Source organism: Leisingera sp. SA32 (assembly GCF_056033425.1).
Window position 1 is genome coordinate 13024 of the sequence record NZ_JBVYHB010000003.1, and the last position, 25932, is coordinate 38955.

At 61.5% G+C, this 25932-nt stretch carries 18 protein-coding genes and 1 pseudogene; all 19 read right to left on the reverse strand.

The annotated features are described in order from the left end of the window. Window positions 1-73 precede the first annotated feature (73 nt). Window positions 74-787, reverse strand: coding sequence for a PP2C family protein-serine/threonine phosphatase (locus AC0IPL_RS05235; protein ID WP_474272604.1), 714 nt, complete (start codon window positions 785-787; stop codon window positions 74-76). Between the two features lie 8 nt (window positions 788-795). Continuing rightward, window positions 796-1428 (reverse strand): type VI secretion system-associated protein TagF, encoded by a 633-nt coding sequence (gene tagF, locus AC0IPL_RS05240; protein ID WP_474272605.1) that lies wholly within the window; start codon window positions 1426-1428, stop codon window positions 796-798. Between the two features lie 47 nt (window positions 1429-1475). Continuing rightward, entirely contained in the window at window positions 1476-5048 is a 3573-nt protein-coding gene (gene tssM, locus AC0IPL_RS05245; protein WP_474272606.1) for a type VI secretion system membrane subunit TssM, read from the reverse strand. Next, complete coding sequence (icmH, locus tag AC0IPL_RS05250; RefSeq protein ID WP_474272607.1) at window positions 5045-6475, reverse strand: type IVB secretion system protein IcmH/DotU; 1431 nt, start codon at window positions 6473-6475, stop codon at window positions 5045-5047. Before icmH ends, tssM begins: the two co-directional genes overlap by 4 nt. A gap of 14 nt (window positions 6476-6489) precedes the next feature. After that, complete coding sequence (gene tssK / locus AC0IPL_RS05255; protein ID WP_474272608.1) at window positions 6490-7830, reverse strand: type VI secretion system baseplate subunit TssK; 1341 nt, start codon at window positions 7828-7830, stop codon at window positions 6490-6492. 46 nt (window positions 7831-7876) lie between these two features. Further along, on the reverse strand, window positions 7877-9343 hold the full coding sequence (tagH, locus tag AC0IPL_RS05260; RefSeq protein ID WP_474272609.1) for a type VI secretion system-associated FHA domain protein TagH: 1467 nt from the start codon (window positions 9341-9343) through the stop codon (window positions 7877-7879). Window positions 9344-9351: 8 nt separating this feature from the next. Continuing rightward, on the reverse strand, window positions 9352-9651 hold the full coding sequence (locus tag AC0IPL_RS05265) for a PAAR domain-containing protein (RefSeq protein WP_474272610.1): 300 nt from the start codon (window positions 9649-9651) through the stop codon (window positions 9352-9354). Window positions 9652-9668: 17 nt separating this feature from the next. Further along, the gene (locus AC0IPL_RS05270) at window positions 9669-10277 is read right to left on the reverse strand and encodes a DUF6931 family protein (RefSeq protein WP_474272611.1); all 609 of its coding nucleotides are present in this window, start codon (window positions 10275-10277) and stop codon (window positions 9669-9671) included. Window positions 10278-10286: 9 nt separating this feature from the next. After that, a complete protein-coding gene (locus AC0IPL_RS05275) occupies window positions 10287-12398 on the reverse strand; it encodes a type VI secretion system Vgr family protein (RefSeq protein ID WP_474272612.1) in 2112 nt (703 codons plus the stop codon). Window positions 12399-12462: 64 nt separating this feature from the next. After that, entirely contained in the window at window positions 12463-15276 is a 2814-nt protein-coding gene (locus AC0IPL_RS05280) for a type VI secretion system contractile sheath domain-containing protein (protein WP_474273186.1), read from the reverse strand. 414 nt (window positions 15277-15690) lie between these two features. Beyond that, window positions 15691-16191: pseudogene (gene tssB / locus AC0IPL_RS05285) on the reverse strand (type VI secretion system contractile sheath small subunit); the annotation flags it as partial. Then, window positions 16184-17038, reverse strand: a complete 855-nt coding sequence (locus AC0IPL_RS05290) for an ion transporter (protein ID WP_474272613.1) — start codon at window positions 17036-17038, stop codon at window positions 16184-16186. The pseudogene tssB and the gene AC0IPL_RS05290, both read right to left, overlap by 8 nt. A 69-nt stretch (window positions 17039-17107) precedes the next feature. Next, window positions 17108-18355 carry a hypothetical protein gene (locus AC0IPL_RS05295; protein ID WP_474272614.1) on the reverse strand — a complete coding sequence of 416 codons (1248 nt, stop codon included), beginning with the start codon at window positions 18353-18355 and terminating at the stop codon, window positions 17108-17110. A 34-nt stretch (window positions 18356-18389) separates the two neighbouring features. Beyond that, complete coding sequence (gene tssH / locus AC0IPL_RS05300) at window positions 18390-21113, reverse strand: type VI secretion system ATPase TssH (RefSeq protein WP_474272615.1); 2724 nt, start codon at window positions 21111-21113, stop codon at window positions 18390-18392. 1 nt (window position 21114) lies between these two features. Further along, the gene (tssG, locus tag AC0IPL_RS05305; protein ID WP_474272616.1) at window positions 21115-22170 is read right to left on the reverse strand and encodes a type VI secretion system baseplate subunit TssG; all 1056 of its coding nucleotides are present in this window, start codon (window positions 22168-22170) and stop codon (window positions 21115-21117) included. Further along, on the reverse strand, window positions 22134-24011 hold the full coding sequence (gene tssF, locus AC0IPL_RS05310; protein WP_474272617.1) for a type VI secretion system baseplate subunit TssF: 1878 nt from the start codon (window positions 24009-24011) through the stop codon (window positions 22134-22136). Before tssF ends, tssG begins: the two co-directional genes overlap by 37 nt. A gap of 1 nt (window position 24012) precedes the next feature. Next, window positions 24013-24510 (reverse strand): type VI secretion system baseplate subunit TssE, encoded by a 498-nt coding sequence (gene tssE / locus AC0IPL_RS05315; protein WP_474272618.1) that lies wholly within the window; start codon window positions 24508-24510, stop codon window positions 24013-24015. Further along, on the reverse strand, window positions 24503-25306 hold the full coding sequence (locus AC0IPL_RS05320) for a type VI secretion system accessory protein TagJ (RefSeq protein WP_474272619.1): 804 nt from the start codon (window positions 25304-25306) through the stop codon (window positions 24503-24505). The genes tssE and AC0IPL_RS05320 overlap by 8 nt, the downstream gene beginning before the upstream one ends. Window positions 25307-25396: 90 nt before the next feature. After that, the gene (locus AC0IPL_RS05325) at window positions 25397-25900 is read right to left on the reverse strand and encodes an Hcp family type VI secretion system effector (protein WP_474272620.1); all 504 of its coding nucleotides are present in this window, start codon (window positions 25898-25900) and stop codon (window positions 25397-25399) included. Between the last annotated feature and the right edge of the window lie 32 nt (window positions 25901-25932).

Here is a 25932-nt window from a genome sequence, read left to right on the forward strand (position 1 = left end):
ACCACTCCGCAGTGCGTCAACTGTCACGCTGTGAACAACCATGCCCCCAGCCGGTTGCCCACCCACGGGCCTGTCATACAACGTCGATCACCACGACGGTGATATTGTCGGCGCCGCCACCGGTTAGCGCGATCTGGATCAATCTGTCCCCGACTGTCTCCAGCGGCGTATTGCTCAGCTCAGCCTCCAGCATCTGGAACGTTGCATATTTGGTCAACCCGTCAGAGCAGACCAGAAACCGGTCACCGGGCCGCGTATCTCCGCGTATCTTGTCAATTTCCAGATCCTCGCCCACGCCGACAGCCCGTGTTATCGCATTGGCCTGCGGATGCTGATCCGCCTCGTCCCAAGTCATCTTTCCCGACAGGACATAATCCGCCACAGCCGAATGATCGACGCTCAGCAAGTCTATATGCCCATCGCGGAGCCGGTAGATGCGGCTGTCACCGGCCCACAGCCCGACAAAGTGCTGGTTGGCAATAATCAAGGCTGCCACGGTCGACCCGATCGTGCCGCCGCCGCGTGTCTCCGCTTCGGCGCGAATGGCGTTGTGAGCAGCCATGATCGCATCTCGTAGCGCCCGCATTCTGGCCGCCGGCTCCAGCCCGATCGGAATTGTGGCAACGGCGTCGGCAATCAAACGACTGGCAAAATCACCGGCGTCATGCCCCCCCATGCCGTCGGCCACCAGCCAGATGTCGTGCTCTGGCAGCGCCAAAACCGCGTCTTCGTTGATCTTGCGTTTCAACCCTACGTGGGTTTTTGCGACATAGCGAAATTTTCCCATTTGGTTTGTCATGACAGTGTCGCCCCGTTCCAGATCGGCGCCCCAAGATCAAACAAGCCCATCGCCGCCGGACCGGCGGGCAAGCCCGGACAGGCCAACGTGCGAAGCTTGCCGCCCAAGCACGCGGACCACAGGCTGCACCCCCGAAGCCGCGACTCCGACTGCCCGGTGACGACTTCGATGTCGGCCAACGGCGCTCCGCCCGCGGAGCCGACCAGCCTCAATCCGTGGCACTCCGCGACGGGATTACCACCTGGTGGGTCCGGCAGCGGGCAGGCGGCCAAGGCCGCAGCAAAGCTTTCGCGGGTCATTGTGTCCTCCAGCGCATTCAACGCCACCTCCTCCAGCTGAGCGAACATGCGCGCCCGCAGAAAGTGTGTCTCGCCCGCCGCGCCCGGCGAGCGCTCCGCCAGCATCAACGTCAGCGGATAGCGGCGCCCCACCCGATCAACAGATGGCATCAGAACCCCCATGACCGGCCATGCACCTGCCAGCCCTGCCGGAAGGCTGAACCGCCAGATGGGTGCCGACATGTAATGCGCATCAAAGTCGGCCCCATAGGCCCCCTGCCCCTCCAGCATAACCTGTTGCAGCCAACGATCCCAAACCCGCACAAATCCCGCAGGAGGGTTCAAGCGCAAGAAATCGCCGACCGCGGGCATTTTTCCAAAGGCACCGTATCCCGGCATCACATCGACTTCGGACAGCTGAATTTCGCCATCGCCGGCAGGGCAAAGGGGTTGATGACCGACCCCGATTGCAATTCGAACAGGGCCAGCCGTCCGCCGACGCGGAAATTCACCCGACGGCGGTCCGACACATTGGTACGCCGCACCTCGGCTGCGTCCAACAGCCGGAACCAGGCCCAAGGCCCGTCACGCGACATCACGTTTTCCGCGTCACGTTTCTTTGGCAGCAAGGTGATCCGCGCCAGGCCCACGGATCCCGGCCAGGTCACCGCCACTGGCGTTGGCGCGCCGGAGCGGTGGTTGTAAGCGACCTTGGTACCGTCAATCTCCAGCAGCACCTCCTTGGCCTTGGGATCCAGCGCGTTGACCGTAATCTGAAAGTTCACCGCAGGCTGGGTGCCGCCAGCAAAAAACGCCTCCTTGATCTCCGACGCATATTGCATTTGTTGCAGGACCGCCGGACTGATCCCCAGATCCACGTCATTCACTCGTTTCCAGGCCCAGGGACGACTGCGGGTATCGACATACTTCATCAGCTGCTCGTTGAAGAAACTGTCGATCATGCCACCCGGCGCGAACAGCTTGGCAAAATCCGCCATCGCCACATCAGCGCGGGCCGCACGGTTGAACGGATACCGATTGGCAAGAGCCTGTTCGCAAAATGGCAATACGGTGGCCTGCCAGCGGGCATTGATGGATGCTCGGGTACCTTCTGATGTGATCCCGGACGATCCGGCGGAGATCTGAGTGGCCCAGCGGGGAAGCGGCCCACCCAGGCGACTGGCGGTCTGCTGGAACTGCAACAGCGCCTGGCCGCTCTGCCCGCCTGTTGCCACGCCGGAAAAGGACATTTTGTTCAGCTCTTGGTATACCAATTGCAACTGCCCCATCAAATTGTCCAATTGCGAGGGTTGGCCTTCAGGGCGATTGACCAGGTCATACAGCCACTGGAAACGCTCTTGGACATAAGCGCCAGGAGGTTTGGCCGGCTGCCCCGGCGCGTTCTCCGCCGAGCTGACCAACGCCTCCAGCAGGATCTGGCCCTGGATCGACAAGGTCGAACGGGCTTCGATCGCCGCCACGCTCTGCGCACCGGCGCTTAGCGCGCCTGCATCCAGCACGGACTTGTCCTCATTCAGGCGGGTCTCATTGCTGATCTCCGTCAGGATGTTGACGATGGGAGAGGTCGGACCGGACAGGACATTGGTCACTTCCACCGCGTGTGACAGCGATTCCAACGGGACGATATCGATATCTCCCAGCATCTGATCGTAGCGACTGATGAAGTCGTTGTAGTAAAGGTCCAGCACATCACGGCTGAGCTTGAGCAGAACCGCCTCATTCTGGGAGGCCTCGTTCCGCTCTCCCAGCACCCAAGCCTCACGGTGGACCCGTTCAGCCACGCTCACGGCCTCCGGCAGGAACACTGTGTGGAACCCGTCGTAAGTGAAGATGCCTTCGATTCCCTCGTTCAGAGCCTTGCCAGAGCTGCGCACCAAGACCCGCTTGACCGAAGGCCCGCCGACATCGGTGAGCCGCCATTTCGGCAAGCTGCTGGCCTTCTGCGAATTCAGAATGCCGTTGTAGACCCGCTGCGCCAGAGGCATTTCCGACAGTATGTTCTGCGCCTGTTCGATCAATGGGCCGTTCAGGGCGATCTCCTCCATCGGTTGCGACAGCAATGCATTCAGATGGTCCATCAGATCAGCGCGAAGCTGACTGCGGGCGATGCCTGGATAGGCGATGTTTTCCCAGTCCAGCCGCATCCACTCCTGAACGAGATCGGGGTTCATCGGTCCTTGAAGTCCTAGCATCAGATAGATTTTCAGCGCTTCGTACAGGGTGTCGGGATTGTTTATATTGCCTTCGATCTGCTGTTCCAGCCGCACCAGCAACCGTGGCAACAGCCGCTGGTTCAACGCCGCACGGTAGGTCTGCGCCGCTTGGGTGCCGATAACCTCGCCCTGATACAGGCCATAGGTCATCGCCCGCTCAGGCTCAGGATCCGACAGCACCGGGTTGCCCGGCATGTCCCGCAAGTTGTTGAGAGCCGCGGCCACCGGCACGAGATCGGTATCCCCAACCGGACTGGGGGGCAGCTGGGCCGCCGCCGCCTGGTAGGCGGACACCTGGCCTTCGGCGCGGGCGATAAGATCGGTATTCATCAGGTAGGAACGGACCCAAAGCGCGCCCATGGCAATCGCCAACAGAACGGTGGCCGTGATTGCAATTCGCCGGGTCCATCTATAGCGGCGTTCTACCTTGTCGTCCGCCGAAACCAGCCCAGCCTCGGGAAACATCACCCCTTCGAACAGCCGCGTCAGAAAGAAACTGCGCCCGGTGCCCTGCCCGGTGCCAATCGCCTGTCGCCCAATGCCGAATGTCTGCGCCATGCCCAGCATCAGCCGGTCGATCGGCGTGCCCTCCTGCGTGCCAGAGGTGAAATACACCCCGCGCAGCATCTGCCGTTGCTCATACCGGTTGTCCTGGAACACCTCCGTCAGGAACTCGCGCGCCACCCCGCGCATCGAGGCCACCTGCGCGGGGAAACCTGCGATCAGCGCGCGGCGCTGATGGTCGGTCTCATTCTGCATCTTCTCCAAAAGTTGCGCGTTGACCTGACCCAGCAACAAGCCAAATTCCTCATCAAAGCCAACAAACGGCGGCTGCTCCTTCTTGCCCTTGGGCAATGGCAGCGTGAAGCCCCAGACCTGTTCGCGGTCTTCCTTGCCCAGAGAGTCGTGGAACTCCTGAAAGCCGGCGATCAGGTCCGCCTTGGTGAACAATACATAGACCGGAAAGAGCACTCCCAGCCGCTCGCGCAGCTCTCCCAGGCGGCGACGAACAGCAGCGGCATGGCTTTTCTGGGTGATCTCGTCCTGCAAGGACAGATCCGACAGCGAAATGGCAATAATCGCGCCGTTGATCGGCTGCCGCTTGCGGTATTTCTTAAGAAGGCCGAGAAAGCCCAGCCAAGCGGCAGTGTCGGCCTCGACGTCGCTTTCCTGGGTGGTATAGCGGCCGGCGGTGTCGATCAGCACGGCTTCGTTGGTGAACCACCAGTCGCAGTTACGGGTGCCGCCAACGCCGCCGATGGCAGCCTTGCCCATTTTCTCCGCCAGCGGGAACTGAAGTCCCGAATTGACAATCGCAGTGGTTTTGCCCGCGCCCGGCGGACCGATCATGATGTACCAGGGCAGGTCATTCAGATGGCGGCGACCGCCCTTGGACTTGCGCAGCTCTTTCATGGCGTCCTTGAACTTGCCGCGCAGCTCGCCGATTTCTTCGGACAGCACGTCATCCTCGGACGTGTCGACCGCCTCGGCGATCTCCTCGGTCATCTCCTTGTCCTTGCGGCGGCGACGCCAGAAAATGAGGGCAGCAACGATGACGTACAACAGTAAGACAACACCGATAGCGATCAGACGCGTCCCGACCCCATCAAACGGGCGCCAGGTCTCGCTGCCGATGAACGGGGAAAAGTACCATATGCAGGCCGACAGCACCGCCGCCAGGATCAGCAGGATCGTGTAAATCGACCGAAACAGGGGACCGATGTAGCGACGGATCATCCTTCAACCTCCTGAACCAGCAGAATTTCGATCCTCCGGTTCTTGGCCCGCCCGGCGCGGGTGCCATTGTCTGCAATCGGTTCCTTGTCGGCGCGGCCCTCGGCCGACAGCCGGTCCGTATCGGTCATCACTCTGGCCATGCCAGCCATCACCGATTTCGCCCGCGCCAGCGACAGCGCCATGTTGGACGGAAACCTCGAGGAGCGGATCGGCACATTGTCGGAATGTCCGGCCACGATAATTCGCCCTTTCTCGTCATTCAGCGCCGCGGCAACCCGGTTCACCGGAGAACGGAATGCCGTGCTCAGCTGGTCAGAGCCGGAGCCGAACATCCCAGAGCCCGCCAGACGGATAATCAGCGTGTTGCCCTTCTGGAAAACCTGCACGATGCCGTCCTTGATCTCCGGCTCCAGGAAGCCGGACACTTTGGCCACCTGCTCCTCTGTCGTGGGGGCGGGCGGTGGCGGCGGTGGCGGCGGTGCCCGCCGCTCCAACGCCACACGCGGGCCGGAATCGATGATCGACAGCTGTCCGACGACGTTTTCGGTCTGGTTCGACAGCATCCAGCTGAGAACCAGGAACTGCAGCGCCAGCACCGCACAGGCGGTGGCAAGAGTGATCCAGACCAGCCGCCACACGGACAGCGCCTTGAACGGCTTCACAAGACCTTTCCAATGCGGCGACAGATCGCGCTCGATCGGGCCGCGCTGGTTGCGGATGATCCGCGCCAGGGCGCCGCGGATCTGCAAGTGTTTCTCAGTCCCGCCCTGTTCGACCCGCAATCGGCCCTCGAACCCCAGCGAGAGGCACATATACAGAAACTCCAGCATGTCGATATTCGCGCCCGGCTCCTTCTCCAGCCGCGCCAGCAGGTCATAGAAGCGATCGCCGCCAACAACCTCGCGGTGGAAGGTGGCCACCATCGACTGCAACCCCCAGGAGGATTGCCCGCCCCAGGGCGTATTAAGCACCACGTCGTCCAGGGTCGCGCACAAGGCATAGCGGGCAACCTTCACGGTCTGCGCCGATACCCCTGCTTGCAGGGCCCGATTTTCGAAAGCACGAACCTCGGCCACCACGTTTTTGCGCAAGCCGTCCGGGTCCATGTGCTGGGCACGGTTGCGGATGCGCGAAATCAGCGCAAACAAGGTCGAGGCGCAGGCGGTCAGCTGGTTCATCCCGGTCAGCGCCATCTTCGGCGCCTTGGCCCCACCCGGTGACTGCTGTGGTTTAGGCGCAGCCGCCTGCGGCACGCCATAAGCATCCAGACCAGCTTCGCCAGCAGCGGCATCGGGTTGTTCAGACACAGGCTGCGCCGTCGACACCTGCGGCTGCGCTGAGGCCGAACGACGTCCGCCGGGGTTCGGCTTGATCACCGTCTTGTCGGTATCCCCCGGCTCGGCAAAGGGATCGTCATAATCAGCCATCTCAGCGCCTTCCCTTATGCGTTACGGATCGCCCAAAGCTCCATTTTGAGCCCCGGATACTGGCCAGACACATGGACCGCGATGCCACCCGACGTGGTCATCTTGCGCCAATAGGGGCTGTCTGCATCCAACTCGAAATACACCACGCCGGAATGATAGGGGATCTGCCGCGGTGCCACCGGCAAGGGGCGCAGAGTGATGCCCGGCAACGCGGAGTTCACCAACTGGCGGATTTCTTCCACCGGTCCGATCTTGGCCTGCCCCGAGAAATGCTTGCGCACGTCCTCCGCCGGAATGTCTGCACCGACGGCAAGTACGAACCCTGCATTGCCTAGCAATTTGCGGTCAGCAATGACCCCGACGGAGATTCCGTACTTGCGCGCCTCCAGCTTGATCGGGATCGCAGTCTGCTCCAGCACCGAGCTGAGGTATTGGCGCAGCACCCGTATCACCGGCGCGAAACACGCCATCAGGTTGTCATGGGTATAGGGAGGAAATTCGGGAGCCTGTTTCTCCGTCGACATGAAAACCGACAATTCCCCGGCCAGCCCCGCACAGATGGTGAACAGGCGTTCAGGGTGCAGATTCTCGATGTTGCGCAGGTGGCCCACCTGCGGCAGCATCCGGTTGACCACCGCCAGCAGCATGAAATCCGATACATCCGCGACCCCGCGGGCGCCGCCTGCCTCTGACAGGCGGCCTGCCAGCGCCTCCATCCGGTGCGACAAAAGCCCCTCCAACTCGCGCAGAAACCCGGCGAGCGCAGGCGCGGCGCGAATATCCAGACAAGAGGGTATAAACGCCTGATCCAGAACGATCTCCTTGTCGGGGCGCACCTCGATGATGCGGGCCACCGGGATCGCCAGCAGGTCCGCCAGATCGTCTACCTCCAAGGCGAATTGCAGCCGCATTTTGCCCACGTCCAGACCCACCGGCTTACGCTCGGTGGAGGTGACATCCGTGACCTCCACCTTGTGCGGTCGCAACCGGCTGGCCGACCGTTCCGCACCGCTGAGATCAACCTCTGTCGCTCCCTGGCGGCGCTGTGGCACGGTCAGGTAGACAATGCAGTCCTTGACGGTTGAGGGCACCTCCATCGCAGGCGGATGCGGATCCGCCATCGGCACACGGAACACAGTGCCGTCATGGGTCAGCCCCTCGCAAGATTTCACTGTGAACTGACCGATCTTGAGGGCCTCATGATCGATTTCCAGTCCGCTGACACCCCATGCATAAGGGCTGAGCCGCCGCGCAAGCCCGGCTACCAGCGCCTCGGTATAGCGGTCGGACTGTTGAAAATGATGCGGCTGCAGAAACAGCCCTTCCGTCCAAAGTACCTTGCTGTCCCAGGACACCGGGATCTCCTCTTACTTGCTGGCGCACCTCAGGCCGTGCCGCCGATCATTCCTTGAGCCTGTCCAACTGTTCCTTGTAAGCCCGCGCAAATTCGCGGCTGAACAGGTCCTGAAAATCATTCTCAGCCTGGTCGGAAATCTCCGAATACAGCTGCGCGTAGACATCCCAATAGCGCGCTTTCTTGCCGCGCAAGAGATCGGTGAAGCCGCCTTTGTCTTCGATCTGCGCCTCCAGAGCCTTGGGATCGAGGCGTTTCAGAACACCTTTCAGTGCCGCTTCCATGCCCGTGACCATCGCGACCTCATGCGCCTTGATGTCCCGCAACGCCTCCTCGGCCGCGGTTTCAGGGCTGAGGTAACCCTTGGTCACCGGGCGTACCATGGCCTCGATCGCCTGCTCCGGCGTGATGGAAAATTTGAGCGGATTGTTCCCGCCCGCGGAAATCATCGTCTGGTCGATGCGAAACTCCGATTTGATCGATGTCCGCGTCATGAGGATTTCGCGCAAGCCCGTGACAAGCGTTTTCATCACGCGGCCTATGCGAGCCATCGTGCTGGCGTGATCCGCTGGAGCGATGGTGATCTCTGCTCCCGCCCCGTTGAGGAAGGCAGCAACCGCATCCTGCGATGTGCCCGGCGGAGGGGCAGCGCCCGGAGATGCCGCCGGGTCAGGGTCCTGAAACGGCGGGAGCTCGCGAGGGGGCGTCGGCGGCGCCTCTGGCGGCGGTGCAACGGGCGGCACTTCCGAGGGCGGCGGAGGCACTTCGCGCGGAGGTTGGGCTGGCGGCGGGTCCTGCGGTGGCGGCGGGTTTTCCGGTTCCCCGATACCCGACAGAAAATCATCATCCCAATCATCCGGGATCACGCTGGTTTGCGCCGCCGGGGCGGCGAAACCGTCCGAGGCCGACGGATTATGCTGGGCGAGGCTGGCTCCCGCGCCCTCTCGCCCATCACTCGGTTTCTGAAAGAACGGATCCTCCTCCTCTCCCAGCGGTGGCAGCAACTCGTCAATCGGATCTACCGGGTTCAGTTGGGCAGGCCCCTTTGGCCCTTCCCCCAGAAGATCGTCCAGAAAATCCCCCCCCGGTCCTGCGTCCTCCAGCAATTGCAGTGGATCGGGGGCATTGGCGGCATTGCCGGGCGAGACCGCCCCCTGCGCCGCCGGGGCGGCGATCATGTCGTCCAGCCCTGCCAGTTCATCGGCGATTTCCACCACCAGTTCATAGTTCCCGATACATAGAACGTCCCCATTGTTGAGCGGCGTCGGCGTGCGCCCCAGCGGGATCTTGGAATAGTTCAGAAAGGTGCCATTCGCGCTGAGGTCGACCACCACCACATTGCCGTTGTGATCCTCGATCACGAAGTGATTGCGCGACAATTGCTGATCCGGGTCCGGCAGAACCAGATCACAACCAGCACCGCGCCCCACCGTAAGGCTGGGGCCACGCATCGGAACGGGTGCGGCATTGCCGGGCATGGCGCCTGAACTTTGAAACTTCAGTGTCACTCCCATTGCTGCGGTCACCCTCCCACCAACACGGTGAATTCACCCAAGGTTATCATCCCGCCGCAGGCGGTGTTGTCCATCACCCGCGCCGCTGGCATGTTGTTGATCAGAACGGTCATGGACCCTTTGATGATCGGATGCGGCGGCACGGCGGTGCACAGATCGCCCAGCCTTGCAGCCGGTTTCTTGCCCACCAGCACCGTGACCGCGCAGGGCGGCAGGATTGGCGTTGGCACCGGCAGCAATGGCGGCGGTGGCGTTGACGGCAGCATGCAGGCATGCAGATCAGCCAGACGGGCCTGAGGCATTCCCATGACTTCTGTCCTCCCCTTCAGGTCTCTGTGGCCGGTTCCGGCACCTTGACCATCTGGCCATTGCCGCCGCGCGCGATGTCCAGCGCACGTTCCACCAAGACACCGGCATGTTCTTCAAACCTATCAGACAATTGCCCCAAGGCTACCATATTCATGGCAAAGGCGGCGGCCTCGGATGCGCCTGCGGGGGCCGGGTATTGGTTCAACTCTCCCGGTCCGAGGGTGCCCGCCGCATAGAGCACCGCCAACGCGCAGTTCACCGTGTCATCATCGACATAGGCATGGTCCAGGGTGATCCGGGCCTTGTCGCGGTTTTCCTCGTTGGGGTCGAAAACCCATGTCTCAGAGGCTGTCAGAGAGGGCGGATCCTTGTCCGAGCGCGGTCCGATGTAATCGCGCGCCGCAAGGCAAGCCCACCATACCCGCTCCCTCGGCGGCAGAAGAACCGCGAGGGTGCGCAAAATGTCCACCAGGGCGCCTTTGTGGTCCAACTCCTCCAGCACCACACCGGCCGGCGCCGTGGGCGGCGCCTCCAGTGGCGTTTTGAGGATGACGTTTGCCCGCGACAGCAGCTTGGCCACCGGGTCGACAGGCATTTTCACCAGCTTTTCAAATCTTGCCGACATCCGCACCACCTAGTTGATCATCGTGAAGCCACCCTTCAGGGTCAGCAACGCCTCGCCCTTCACGGTGGTCATCGGTGCTTTGGCCTCGATCATGCCGGTGCCTTCGATTTTGATCATCGGTCCCTTGATCGACACGCCCGAATTGTCGATCTTGACCTCCGAGGCGCCCACGGTCAGCTTGATTTCCTGACCGGCGCTCATCGCGATCTTGCCTGCCGTCACATCGACGGTCAGATCGCCCAGAGACACTGTTTCACTGTGGTTGCCCTGGGCAATCGTTTCGGTCAGGTTCCCGGTGTCAACGTCCAAGGTCATGTTGCCGGTCTGAATGGTCTCGGATTTGTCACCCTTCTCCACCACTTCGGTGCGGTCGCCCTCATGCACCGTTTCGGTCATGTGCTGCTGAACCGTAAAGACATAGCTCTTTTCGTCCGCGTTGGTCACTTCGGGGTCGGGCGCATCCATGCCCACCGTCACCGTCGAGCGGTCCTTGACCAGCATCTGATGGTCTTTCTCCGCCTGGACCCGCATCAGCTCGCTGTCTTTCTTGTCGTCGAACATCAGCTCGTTGTAACCACCCCCGCCCTTGGACGAGTTGGTCTTGATCCCCAGCTGGGTCTGGTCGTCCGGGTATGTGTAGGGCGGCATGGTTTCCGCGTTATACAACATACCGGTGCAGATCGGCCGGTCCGGGTTGCCGTCCTCGAACTGGATCACCACTTCCTGGCCGATCCGAGGAACCGCCACCATCCCCCAGTTCTTGCCCGACCAGGGTGTCATCACCCGCACGAAGCAGGATGAGGTTTCATTGTCCTTGCCCTCTCGGTCCCAATGAAACTGGATCTTGATGCGGCCATGTTCATCGGTCCAGATTTCCTCGCCGCTCTTGCCGACGACGGTGGCGGTCTGCAAACCCTGCACCTCGGGCCAGGGTGTAACCAGCGGCGCGCGGAACTGATCCGCCTTGGAAATCGCCGAAAAGGTGCCCGCGTAGACATCGTGAGCCATTTCCTCCGGCACGTCCATGTTGCGCGGCTTCAAGTCCCGCCGCATCGCCTTGCCCTGTTCAGATGGTTTCTTCTGGGTCTCGCGCTCGCCATAATCCCACGCCACCTTGATGTGGTGCTCCGCGTCGGTCACCAGATATTCCCGGTTGTTCTCCTTCACCGGGTGCCCCTGCATCTTGAAGGTATACCCGGTGCCGAGTGTCGCCACGCTCGACGCTCCGCGCCAGCGCTTGTGGCGGATCGCCTCCGCTTCCATCTGGACCCGCGCCCGCTTGGCGCCCAGTCCGTCTTCCTTGCGGTAATGCCCCTGATAGTCATAGACCTCGTAGTCCTTGTAGGCGTGCTTGCCCTTGGGAATGGCCGACGGCGCCTTGAGATCCGCGGTTGGCGTCAGAAAGTCAAAGTCGTTGAGTGTCACCTTGCCACGGGTCAGGCGTTCCTCGTGGGTCCATTCTGAAATATGCTCCTCACGCCGCCTGTCGTGGTCGTCGCGGGCGTGAAATTCGATCTCGGCGCCACCCTGAACCTGGGCATGGCCGCTGATGCCATCACACAACACCAGTTTTTCCGGACTACCGGGGCTGCTGGTGCTGTCGAAGTAGAAGTAAATCCCCTCTTCTTCCATCAGCCGGCAAAGAAAGGCGTAGTCGCTCTCGCGGTATTGCAGGCAATACTCGCGCGCGGTGTAGCTGTCGCTCAGCTTATCGGTAAAGTCGCTGAAACCGTATTCGCTGAACAACTGCTTGATGATATCCACCGTGGACTTGTCCTGAAACACCCTCAGATCGCTGGTGCGGGTCAGCAACCAAAACCAGGGACGAACCTCCGCCACATACATTTCGTACCCGTTGCGAAATCCCAGATACTCAACTGAGACACAGAGCCCGGAAAACTGCTGCTCTGTCTCCGGGTTGCGCATGACATGCACATTCATCCGCTTGCCAACCAGATCCTCCAGCTTGGGCTGGGCCTTGGTTGCGGCAAATTCGATGGTGGTCTCTGTCAGCTTGTTCAGTCCTTCGCGGACAATGGCACGGCTCATCATCAGGCCGTCGGAACTGTAACTCCCCGACATCCAGGCGAGGTCATTCTCATGGCCCTTGCTTACAACCATGTCTCCTCCTTTCCGCTGCGCGGACGGGACCGAGGTCCAACGGCACTGCGTTCAATCACTTGCATCATAAATCTTCCAACAGCGCGGCCAGCTCCGCGTCCATGTCCTCGTCGCCGCCATCGTCGCCACCGTCGCCGTCCTGGAATGACGACAGCAGCTCGTCCAGACCGTCATCCTCCCCGTCATCCTCCAGACCCAGATCCGACAGATCCAGCTCAGCCGCGTCCTGGCCGGTGTCCGCCGCATCTCCCGCCTCAGGCTGTCGCGCTTCGCGCGGGTCCGCTGGCGAGGGCTCCGGTGCGGGCACGCCTGTCCATGGCCCCAGGATCTCTTCCCCCTTCATCGAGTTGAAGGACGTCAGTCGCAGTTCGTCTCGTCCCTTGACCGCGCTCACCGCCATGATGCCACGTTCCTGCGCAAGCGTGATTTTATCGAGGTCGATATTGCGCTCCGTGCAGGGCAACGCCACCTGGTCGCCGAACCTGTCAGTCACGTAATGATAAGGCATGCCGCCGAGGGTCATGATCTGTCCCAGCTGCATTGACGGACCGTTCTGTTTGAAAGATCGCGCCAACAGGATCGCCACAAGCACTACCGGATTGGCCCAGAGCATACCCTTCAGACCCTCGCGCTCTGTGAACTCTTCGAAATCAAAGGTGTGACAGGGGTCGCTCTTCTGCCCATAGGGACGGCGCAGCAGGAAGCGCGGGCTGACCAGCCCCAGGTGCCCGGCCTCTGGCATCTGCCGCAACGTGTCCCAGGCTTCCGCGACCAACCGAGGGCGTTCGACCTTGGGCACCGTCAGAAATTCCGGGGAAATTCCTGCAAAGAACGGCGCATCCACATGCGCCGCCACCCGCGCGATCCGGCCCAACAGTTCGGCGTGGGGCGGGGTTTCCTCGAACTGATACATACCGATCAGCGCCGAATAGCCGCCGCGGCCATTGTCCTCGTCCAGCGGCTCCTCCGTCAAAAGCCGCACCAGCCCGGTGCCAGACAGGTCAGCATTCGCGGCCAGATCCGCCGCCAGTTCCTCGGCCGAGATGTCATAAAGCATTACGTCCAGCGTGTCGTCATCCTCGATCGAGCGCGCGATCAGATCCAATGACCGCCACTGTGCCTCCAGCAACTGAAACTCCGGGTGATGCAGCACCAGCCGCATCGCATCCGACAGCGCCTCGTCCACGGCAGTCTGCATCGCCGCCGCATCTGGGTCCGGCAGAGCGCGGACATGGGGGCCGACAACGCGCGCCAGCAGGTCCTCCACCGGCGAGGGCTCCCGCAGCGAATTGCCGCTGTCACCGATCAGTTTCTGAAAGGCGCTGAGACGCCGGTCTGCCGGCACCGCGTTTCCCGCCGACGTCCTCTTGGGTGCCCGCGCCCGCGTGCCGTGTTTCTCGGCCCAGGCTCTTAGGGTCGCGGCGGCATGGTCGGCAGTCGCGCCGCTTTGCAGCTGTTTGCGCAGCCCCGAAAGCTCCGAGAAGATCGCAACATTCTCATAAAGCTCATCCGGGTGCAGAGCGTCCAAGTCCGCCAATTTCACCGCAATGCCGGCACCGCCCTTTCCGATCGGCAGTACCAGTTCCGTGGCAAAGCCTTCGATCACGTCATCGACAGTGTCTGCATCCAAAAGGATCGCCCGGCGCGTCGCCAAGGCCTCCCCGGTTTCCAACAGCCCCTTGGCTGCGCGCCCGGAGAAATCTCCCAGCACCGCCAACCGAAAGCGCTTGCGCGCCAGCTTTTGCGGCTCGGGCCGTTCCGCCGCCAGCGTACCATAGGCAAATTCCGGGCCCCGTGACAGATCAGACATCTGCGCTGTGGCGTCCGCTTCAGCACTACCTTCATTGGCATCAATATCCAGGTCGCCCGACAGAGCATCGAGATCATCGCCGGTTCCGCTGTCCTCATCCTCATCCTCATCCTCATCCAGATCTGTCAGCAAATCCTCCAGGTCCAAATCACTGTCGTCGTCTGGCGCAGCATCGGTTGCCATTTCTCCCAGCAGCGCCTCCAGATCGCCATCCTGCGCAGTCGCTGTGCTTTCCGCTTCGACATCGGCCTCCAGATCTGTCAGCAAATCGTCCAGACCCAAATCACTACCGTCGTCTGGCGCAGCATCAGTTTCCAGAGCTCCCAACAGCGCATCCAGATCGCTGTCCGCCGCCGCCGCTGTGTTTTCCGCTTCGGTATCCGCCCCCAGATCTGCCAGGAGATCATCGAGGGTTTCTGCACTCTCGCCCTCGCCCACTTCGCCCAATAGCGCATCGAGAACATCGACGGCATCCGTCGTGCCCGAATCCACTTGCTCCACCGTGGGCGCGTTCTCGCCTTCCTCGCCAAGCAGCTCCGCCATATCGGCTTCCTCAGCAGTCTCAGTCCGCGCATCGCCTGCCGGCATCAAGCTCTCCAGCGCGGCTTCTCCCGCTGTTGCGGCTTCTACCTGCGGCCCCTCGGCGCCGAGATCCGCCAACAGATCATCTAGAGTTTCAGCTTCGTCCTCTGTCTCGGCCAGCGGCTCCAGCGTGTTCAAGGCGTCATCAGGGTCCGGCTCCTCCACGGTGTCTTCAGTGCGCTCCAACTCACCGAGGATCACGTCCAGATCGTCCGTATTCTGCGCATCTTCTTTGGGCTGCGCTGCTGACAGGTCCGCTAGGACATCCTCGGACCGGTCAGGTTCGTCCGGCGCAAACTCCGCGGCCGCGAGGCTTTCCAATGTCTCATCAAGCGCGCGCCCGGCATCCGCCTGCTGGGGAACCTCCCACGCCAGCGTTCCCAAGAGCGCGTCCAGATCCTCGACCTCCTCTGGATCGGATGGCGCGGACTCTGCCAGATCATTCAGAACCGAGGTTGCGTCGTCATCGTCATCCGCCTCTGGCATCGCGGCCCCGGCCAGGCTGTCCAGCGCAGCGGCGGCGGGATCATCGCTGACCGCCTCCGGCGCCTCGTCACGTTCGACGGCAGCCAGGGTTTTCAAGGTTTCAGCCGTGTCGTCCTCACGCTCCGGAGTGGAACCGCTTTCAGCCAGCGCATCCAGAATGTCGGTGGGGTCTGCAGCATCCGTATCCGGCTCTGGCCCGCCGCCCTGGGGAAGCGAAGACAGCGCCGTTTCAGTTTGATCGGGACCTTCTGACACGTCCGGGGCGGTGCTTTGTAACCCGGCCAGCACCTCGGCCGAGCTGTCGTCGCCAGGACCCTCCTCCGGGGTGTGCGATCTCAGCACGTCCAGCACATCATCCGCCGTGTCTGCCGCCTCCTGCGGCAGCGCAAGGTCACGCAGACTGTCCAGCGCCGCAGCATTTTCGGAATCCTGCGGCGGCGCGGAGACCGCCGCGAGCAAACCGGGGTCGTTCAGGATCGCTTCAATCAAAGCCTCGGCGCCGCTCTTGCCGTCCATATAGGCCATCAGGTTTTGCAGTTGGGAGCGCGCCTCCAGCAGCGGACGCAGGGCGTCTACCTTGGCGGCAATGGCACCGGGAGAAAAATCCGACATGCTTTCGAATGTGAGATCCACCGCCAGATTGCCCTCTCCGGTCAGCGTGTTGGGCACAGAAAAGGCCGCCCGAGGCGCCAGAGCCTTCATGCGTTCGTCGAAGTTGTCGACGTCGATCTCCAAAAACTTTCGGTCTGCCACCGCCGGCTGTTCCACTCGCGAGTTGCAGGTCAGATCGCTCATCACCCCCATGACGAACGGCAGTTGAACCTTTTTTTCGGAGCCATAAAGCTCCACGTCGTATTCGATCTGCACCCGCGGCGCGCGGTTGCGGGATATGAATTTCTGCGAACTGTCAGCCATTACCCTGCCCTCTCAACTGCGCGACCTCTGACCGAAGAGCTTTGATTTCTTCGTGCAGGGCCAGAACATGTGCATCCACCACGTCGGTTTCCGATTTCACCAGATCGCGTAGTTTCTCAAACTCGGCCTCGGCTTCCGCTTCCACCGCCGTTTGCATGGTGTTCACCAAAAGGCCGATGAACAGGTTCAGCACTGAAAAAGCCGTAATCACGATGAACGGAACGAAGAAGGCCCATGCAAATGGGAAAGCTTCCATCACCGGGCGCACGATCCCCATCGACCAGCTTTCCAGCGTCATGATCTGGAACAGCGAATACAACGACCGGCCCAGGGTTCCGAACCATTCGTCAAACATGGCGCCGTACATCATCGTCGCCATCACCCCGAACACGTAAAACACGATCGAGATCATCACGATCACCGCGCCCATGCCCGGCAGCGCGTCAAGCAGTGCCTGCACCACCGCACGCATCTGCGGGATAACCGACAATAACCGTAGCGCCCGCACCACCCGCAGCCCGCGCAATGCCGACAGCCCCTGGCTGTCCGGGAACAGTCCGAAGGAGACCACCATCAGGTCAAAGATGTTCCAGGCCGAGGCAAAGAAGCGCAGCCCGTAGGCAAAAAGTTTCAGAGCCAACTCCAGCACAAAAATGGTCAGAACGGCAGTATCGATCACATCCAGAAGCCCGCCAGCATGCGCCCGCATCGCGGCAGACGTACCCAGACCCAGAGTGATGGCATTGAAAATGATGATGCCCAGAATGGCATTGGTCACCCACGGGCGCTCGACGAATTCGCGGGCCCTGTCCCGAAGCGTCACGGTCGTTTGCGCGCTGCTGTCCAATGTGCTTCTCCAGCCGGTCTTTCCAAGTGGCCGGGCGCCGCCTGTTGCGCCCGGCGGTGGTCTTTCAGTTCAGGCAGCGTCGAACACAGTTCCGTCCAGCGCCTTGCTGGTTATCTTGTCATAGGCATAACCACCGGCCGCACCGCCCACGCCAAGTGCCAGATCCTTCGCCCCGGTGGCGATCGAGTTGCCATCAATCGGCGACAGTGCCAGAGCAGCAAACTTCAACCCTTCGCGGAAAACCTTCAGCGCCTTCGGGTCCTTGATCGTCAGGGCCTTCACCCGCTTCATCAGGTCCTTGATGTTGTTGGCCCAGCCGCGTGCTTCGGCATACATCGTCTGGATCTTGTCGATGGCTTTCTGAACCTCGGCATAGTTGCCCGCCAACGCCGCATCCAGCGCCTTGCTGACCATCACCAACTGCGTTTTCTTATCCTTCACCGGGTGCTTCTTCAGCTTCTTGCCAACCTCGGCGAGAAACTCTTTCTTCAGCTTTTCCTGCTCCTTCAGGATCTTGTTCAGGGTTTTCGACAGGTCATGCATTTTAACGATCATCTGGGCATATTTTGCCTTCAGCGTATCCGCCGCATCCTCCACGGTCTTGACCGACGGCTGCGATATGCCGAGGAATTCCTGAAACACTGCTGCTGAAACCTCGTTGGTGGCATTCAGCGCCTTGTTGGAGGCCGCTTTTTCCACCACCAACAGGTTCTTGACCAGGATTGTCTTGGACTGGTCGATGTTGATCGCCAACTTGCCGATATCCTTTGCCAGCGAGACGCCGGATTTGATCAGGCCCATAATTCCAAAAACCGCACCTGCACCGCCCGAAAACGGCGAGGTCGCCATCGCCGCGATACTCACCGCAAGCCCGGCCAGGGTGCCCCCGATCGACACGCCAACCTTGATCTTGAACTTGGACCACTCTTTTTTCTTCTTCTGTAGACTGGTCCAAGCCTTCAGGACGGCCAGTTCCGCCGCCTTTTCGCCGACCTTGATGTCGTTCTTGATCGCGTCGTTCAGCCCTTTCAGCTGTTTTTCCATGTCTTTCTTGTCGGCGCCCTTGCTGACCATCTGAACAAAGGCCTTGTCAAAAACCTTGCACTTCTTCTCGATGGTATCACGGGTCTGCTCGAAAACTTCGCTGGCGGCGGCATGGAACTCCTGCTGCAGCAGCGGGTCCTTCTCGACGCCCTTTTCCATCTTCTTGTCCAGCTCGACCACGACCTTGAAGGACAGTTTGGGCGGCTTGACCGTTTCCAGCCCCGAAGCGCCGATATCGACGTTCTTCATGTCCATGACAGTATGCTTAACCATATAAATTGCTCCCGCTAATTACCCTGTGCTCTCGTCAATCAAATCCGTAGGTGAATGCGCCCTCCGTCACGTCCACGGCCACGCGGCGCACCTGCGCGCCGTCCATCAGGCGGCGCAGGAACTCGTTGGAAATCTCCGGCAGCATGGTGTTGGTGACAATCGCGTCGATCATGCGGCCGCCGCTGTCCAGCTCCTGACAGCGGTTGACGATTTCCTCGACCACGGCGTCCGAATATTCGAAAGGCACCCCATGCGCCTCCTGTACCCGCTTTTGAATGCGGCCCAACTGCAGCTTGGTGATCTGGCCAATCATCTCCGGGCTGAGCGGGTAATAGGGGATCGCCACCAGCCGTCCCAACAACGCGGGCGGAAAGACCTTCAACAGCGGTTCACGCAGGGCCTTGGCCATGCCGTCCGGATCCGGCATCAGCTCCGGGTCGGCGCATAGATCCATGATGGTTTCCGTACCGACGTTGGAGGTGAGCAGGATCAGCGTGTTCTTGAAATCAATGATGCGGCCCTCTCCGTCCTCCATCACGCCCTTGTCGAACACCTGAAAGAAAATCTCATGCACATCGGGGTGCGCTTTCTCGACCTCGTCCAGCAGCACGACGGAATAGGGCTTGCGCCGCACCGCCTCTGTCAGAACGCCGCCTTCACCATAGCCGACATAGCCCGGCGGCGCACCTTTCAAGGAGCTGACTGTGTGGGCCTCCTGGTATTCCGACATATTGATGGTGATCACGTTTTGCTCACCGCCGTACAGGACCTCGGCCAGCGCCAGCGCGGTCTCGGTTTTACCGACGCCAGAGGTGCCCGCCAACATGAACACCCCGATCGGCTTGTTCGGATTGTCGAGCCCCGCGCGGCTTGTCTGGATACGCTTGGCGATCATCTTCATCGCGTGATCCTGGCCAATCACCCGTTTTGCCAAACGTTCCTCAAGGTTCAGGATCGTCTCGATCTCATCCTTGACCATGCGGCCCACCGGGATGCCGGTCCAGTCGCCGACGACGCCGGCAATGGCCTGATGGTCGACAATGGGCAAAATCAATGCGCTGTCACCCTGCAAAGCGTCCAGCTCGGCGTTCTTGTCCTTCAGCTGCTGCATCAATGCCGCGCGCTCGTCCTCCGGCGGCTGGCTGTCGGCGGCGCCCTCCGCGCCGTCCTGTCCAGCATCGGGCGCAGCGTCAACGGGCGCGGCCCCCTCCCGCAGCTTAGCGCGCAGGTCCAGGATTTCCTGCACCACCGCCTTTTCCTTGTCCCACTGGGCCGTCAGCCCTTGCAGCCGTTCCTCCTCGCTCTCCTTTGCGGCTTCAGCCAATGCGCGCCGTTCTGCTACATCGTACCCTGCGGTTTCATCGCGGCTGATGATCTCCAGCTCCGTGGTCAGCGCCTCAATTCGACGCTGGCTGTCGTCCACCTCGGCAGGTACTGCGTGCTGGCTGACCGCGACACGCGCGCAGGCGGTGTCCAGCAGGCTGACCGATTTGTCTGGCAGCTGGCGTGCGGGGATATAGCGCGCCGACAGGCTCACCGCCGCCTCGATTCCTTCGTCCAGCACCTGAACGCGGTGGTGATTTTCCAACATCGAAGCAATGCCGCGCATCATCAGAACCGCTTTCTTGATACCCGGCTCATCAACCTTGACCACCTGGAAGCGGCGAGTTAGGGCGGGGTCTTTCTCAATGTACTTCTTGTACTCGGCCCAGGTCGTGGCCCCGATGGTACGCAGCGTGCCGCGCGCCAGGGCCGGCTTCAACAGGTTTGCCGCGTCGCCAGTGCCAGCCGCGCCCCCTGCCCCCACCAGCGTGTGGGTTTCATCGACGAACATCACGATCGGCACCGGGCTGGCCTGCACCTCGTCAATGACCTGGCGCAGGCGGTTTTCGAACTCGCCTTTCATGCTGGCACCGGCCTGCAACAGGCCAACATCCAGCATCAAGAGCCGCACATCCTGCAAGCTGGGCGGTACGTCACCACGGGCAATGCGCAGGGCAAAGCCCTCGACCACCGCGGTCTTGCCCACACCCGCCTCGCCGGTCAGGATCGGGTTGTTCTGCCGCCGTCGCATCAGGATGTCGACGATCTGGCGGATTTCCTCGTCTCGGCCGACGATCGGGTCAATCTCGCCGGTGCGGGCCTGTTCGGTCAGGTCGGTGCAGAACTGCTGCAGCGCTTCACCCTTGCCCATGGCCCCCGGCGACATCGCACCGGACGCTTCGCCCGGCTCCGCGCCGCCGCCGCTGACGTTGGAGCCGTCCTGCGCGCCCAGTCGTTCCTCGGGCGACCCATCGGTGGCCTCAGCAAAATGATCGGCCAGATCATCCGCGCCGATCTTTGCCAGTTCTGGCGACATCGAGGACAGGATATTGCGCAATGCCGGAGTCTTCAGCATGCCCAGAAGCAGATGCCCGCTGCGCACCTGTCCCGAAGAATAGAGCAACGACCCCCAGACCCAGCCGCGTTCCATCGCATCCATCAGATGATCCGACAGGTCCGAGATAGTCGAGGCCCCCCGCGGCAGCATATCCAGCGCACGCGTGAGTTCAGCAGCGATCTTGCCGGTGTCCAATTTGTAATGCTGGATAATCCGGTGCAGATCACTGTCTTGCTGGGCCAGTAGCTGATGCAGCCAGTGCACCAGCTCGACATAAGGGTTTCCGCGCATCTTGCAGAACACGGTTGCGCTTTCAACGGCCTGGTACCCCAGCTTGTTCAGCTTGCCGAACAACGCCACACGGCTAATCTCGGTCATCTCAAATCCCTCCCTCTACTCGCTCATCCGTCTCGGCGCTCGACCCCGGATACAGGTACAAATCGCTCGCATCCGGCTGGTCCGCATCCGGGTCGGGCCGAGAGCGGATCCAGCTGGTATGGCCCAGCCGTGTTCCGCCCCCCAAAGACGCGCGCGGCACCTCATCCCCCGCCAGGATAAGGTTCACATCCCAGTCCAGAAAATCGCCGGCATAAGACCGAACAATCGACCGCAGTCGGGTCAGCGCGGCTCCGCCCGGCAGCAACCGCTCATAATCCTTGAGTACCAGCGGTCCGATGCGGATGCGGAATTTCGCAGAGCGGCTCCAGACCTTGGTGCCGATGCTGGTGCTCCGTCCCAACGCGCCAAAACCCAGCCCCCAACGGTCGTCCGGCTCCAACTCCAGCCAGCTGCCGACAAACTCCTCCAAATGCACCGGCACCCCGAAAAAGGCGGACAGGATCGAGACCAGCCCTTCGGGGTTCTTGGCACCTTTGGCCAGGTGGCCCGCAAAATGCAGCTTGGCCAGATCCGGCATTTCATCCCGGTTGCCGAATTTGAACCCGTTGTAGCCGATCAGCGACGCGATCTTGCGCGCCATCGGATCATCAGCCCGGTCAAAACTGGCGGCGGGCGATCCTTGGGTCCAGGCCCGGTACAACAGGCTCATCATCCGGTGCGTCAGCATGTCGGCAAAGGCCACCATTGTCGGATCACGATGATTGCGTTTTCGGTCGCGGGCGTATTCGGTCAGATGCAGTGGCAACGGCCCTTGCGGTCCGAACAGGCCAAAAAACCGGTTGGTCAGAACCGCGGGTCTGCCATCCGCTGCCGGATTGAAATCGGCAATGGTTGTGGGCGGAAACGCCAGCTCGGCCTCTTGACCAAGGCGCAACCTATCTTCGCGTGGTCGGCGGCTCTCGCCGAGGCGCGGGGCTTCGGAAAAATGCGCCTCCAATACCCGGAGCGCCTGAAAAACATGGTGTTTTTCGGGCTCTCTGGCCAGGCGACCATAGAGGCTCAGATCATCCGGCCCAGGCCGGTTTCCGGTTGCCATCTGGCAATTTCCCCGCGTTTCTCGGTTGTCAGGACAGTCTCCGTGAAAGAATTGATGCTGGCGTATCCGCGAAAGAACCGTTCCAGCACGGCCCCCAGTGCGTAGATGTTGCTGCCCTCGAAAAAGCTCTCATCAAAGCCAAGGGTGATCTCCAGCCCGCGCACGGCAGTCGAGAGGATCTCGTCGCTCATCCGGCGCACGATAGGGCGTGCGCCCACCGACAGGATCCCTTCCAGCTGTTTTTCGGTGACCCGGTCGCCCAGTGGCGCATAAAGGCCAACCAGCTCGCGCAGTGCCTCCGCCGACTGGCCCTTACCGGTGTCGGCAATCGAAACATAATTGAGACTGAGATGCGAAATCAGCCGCCAGGCCGTGTCGCCCTGGGCCAGCGTCGGATGCGGTCGCGTGGGGGAGACCGGCAAGGTCACTTTCAGGACCGGACCACCTTCGGGCAGGTGAAACACGTCGTCGTTTCCGGTGGCCAGCAGCATCGGCAGATCGCGGTTGGTACACAGCGCATTCACGGCCAGCTGCTCCAGCCCGGCGGCATAGGGCGCCTGCGCCCGGTCCACCAGGGTCACAAAGACCTCCGAGCCGAGATAGGAGCTGCGTACCCCGCGCAGCCGTTCCTTTTCGGACCGCTGACGCATGCGACGTTTGACCGTGTAATAGGCCGGGTGGGTTTCACCGGCAGCGGTGAAATCGCTGGCCGAATAAAACGGACGAAACACCACGTCATTTGCGCCCTCGCCGCTGATGCCGACCACGTTTTGCAGGGCATAGATCTCAAAATCCAATCCGGCGGTGCGGTTGGGAATGACGTGATGTTCGGTATCCATCGGCGTGATCCGCACCCGGTCACAGCGTTTCTCGAACAGATTGACCGCAGGCACCGCGTTCAGCTGAAACACCTCCGGCACCACGATCGGGGCAATTTCCGGCATGCCTTCACGCAAAAGGATATAAATGTCGACCTCATTGCCCGCGGATTTCTCCAGGCCCGCCCGCAGCCCCTGCAATTCGACAAATCGAAACCGCTCCGGCATTGCAAAATACTCCTGCAACAGCCGGTAGCCTTCGTAGACGCGGCGTGGCAGGGGCAGCAGCGCCTCATTCGGGCCGAACCCTTTTTGCACCACTTTGGCCCCGCGCAGAGGCAAATGCCAATCGGCCCGCCGGTCGGTGGAGCGCGCAACGATTCCCTGAACCTGGGTGCAAAGCAGCTCCAGCAGCGGCCAGCTGTTGCCCGCAGCGCCGGACAGGTACAGCGACAGGTGGTCCATCTCCAGCTTGTTGATCGGGTCGCCATCTATACGCTTGAGCCGCAGTCGGATCCCGGCCCGCGCGTCATAGCCTGTTGCCACGCCCGCAGCGACCAGTTCACCGCGCCCATCGATGTATTGCGCTTCGGAAATCTTGATCGGCCACATGGTCAGATCGGCGGCGGTTCGAAAATCGCAGGGGGTCTGCTCCCCTTCGGTCAGTCGCGAGCGCAGGGTCGAGCCCCGCGGCAGCACATAGCCGCTCTTGATCGCCGAGTTTGCGGTGTCCGGCTCAAACGCCGCGATCATCATCGAGGGGGTCGGTGCCAGGTAATGGGGGTAGATGATTTCCAGCAGGTTGGAGGTGAAATTCGGGTATTGCAGTTCCAGCTCTAACTGCACCCTTGCCGACAGAAAGGCGACACCTTCCAGCAGGCGTTCCACATAGGGGTCCAGAACCTCGACCCCTTCCATGCCCAGCCGGGCAGCGATCTTGGGATAGGCGGCGGCAAATTCCGCGCCCATGTCACGCAGATAATTCAACTCGTTTTCATAATGGGTCAGCAGCCGCGTATCCATGTCAGCGTGCCCTTTCCATTTCGACCTCGCCAGTGGTCAGATCGACCTTGCTGCGCAGATACAACTCCATCGGCATTGGCTGCGCCCACATGTCGGCCCGGATTTCCAGCCCCACGGTCATCTCGGTTGCATCCGTGCCATCCTGCAAGCGGACATCAACCGATCCGTCGATAATCCGCGGCTCGTAGGTGGCAATGGCCTGCCTGATCGAGCGTCGGATCGCTTCGGCCTTCTCGGAGGTGGAGGCCTCGCCCGCCACTTCGCGAAGGCCAAAATTCAGAACCGACTCCGACACCGAGGGAAAACGTTCCGCGTCAAAGTGGCTCTCGCCGTTCTGCGTGTTCAACAGCCAAGACAGATCCCGCTGGATGATCTCGCGCAGACGCACAAGGTCGATCACCCGGCTTTCGCGGGTTTCTTTCAGGTCGCCGGGCGCATTGTCGGTCAGGCGGTCCAGCAGCGAGGGCTGCAGGCGCTCGGCCAGTGTCTTGTCAGCCATTCTCTATTTCATGCCCATCCATCCGCAGCGAACGTACATCCATGATGGCAATATCCTGTTCGCCAATCGTCAGCAGCCGCTGGCCAAGACCAGTGTAGGTTTCCTCTCCGGCATCCTGCCAGACCGTCGCACGCGCCAGCATCGACAGCCCGTCGGCCTGCTCGCTGCCCGGGTAGCGGGTGGGGATCATTGCCGCCACCGCACCGCCGCCTGCCAGGGTCAAGGTGCCCGCAGTCCAGACGGCATCCCGCAGGTCACAGGGTTCGTCAGCTTCAAACGAAACGATCTGCGAAAAAGGCAACCAATAGTATTTGCCGTTCACGACCGCTTCCAGCACCGGGCCAAGCCGCATGTCTGCATCGGCAATCCAATCGAACCGCGTGCCGTTGATCACTCCCGAACTGGTCGGTGCTGCGTCAAACGCCTGCTGGCGCAGCGCGGCGGCCTGTTTGGGATTGCCCTGCGCCAGCAGTTTCTGCGCCTCGATCAGATGCGCCAGCCAGGACTCCGGCTCGCCCAGGATCAACGGAGACTTCTCCCCGGCAAAGACCTTCTCGCGGTAGACCTCACAGATGATCGCCTCCCGGTAGGCCTGCGCCATCATGGTGGCCCCCTCATCCAACCCGGCCGCGGCCTTCAGCTGGGCAATCGCCCGGTTCCAATCCCCCAGCACGCACAGCAGCTGAAACAGGAAGACCCGCAGTTTCGCGTTGCTCGCATCGGCGCGAACCTTGGCCTGCAACGCCTCCAGCGCCGCCCTGGGATCACCAGCTTTGAGATGCTCTTCCGGGGTCATGAGGCCTTACTCCGCGACTGGGACTGATTGCAGCGGTCCGCTGCAGGACGCCACCCCCAGGGCGCAGCGGCCCAAGGGTGGCGGCCGTTCTTATTCGACCTTGCCGGTCTGAACGTTCCAGGTGAAGTTCGGCTTCTGCGCGCTGAGCTTGCCGGACTTCTGGTCGGTCGCCTTATATTCATGCACGATCGAGGCATAGGCCATTGACCAGGTTTCTTCCGGAATGCCGTCCTCGCTGGAGGAGATCGCGTAGCTGTCGATCACTACGTCCTTCAGGGTCCAGGTCGAATAGGCCTGCAAGCCTTCCGACGCGCTTTCCCCCGACCGGCACCAGAACATTTTGATTTCCGGGCGCACCGTGCCGTTGGCCACCGCCAGCGCCAGATCGTTGGACGCCTTGCCCATCTGGGAGGTGACCTCGATCTTGCCGAAATTCGAGTTGGCGTGCATCCGCTGGGTGGAGCCCAGATCGGTCATTTCAACCGCGCGCTCCACGTTCCAGCTGGCCGATTGGATGACGATCATCTTCTCGAAGCCGGTTACCGTCGAGTCGCCCGTAATGTCCTTGATCTCGATAAACATATTCGCAGCCATGGCTGTATCCTTTCACAATAGATTTGCGCGTC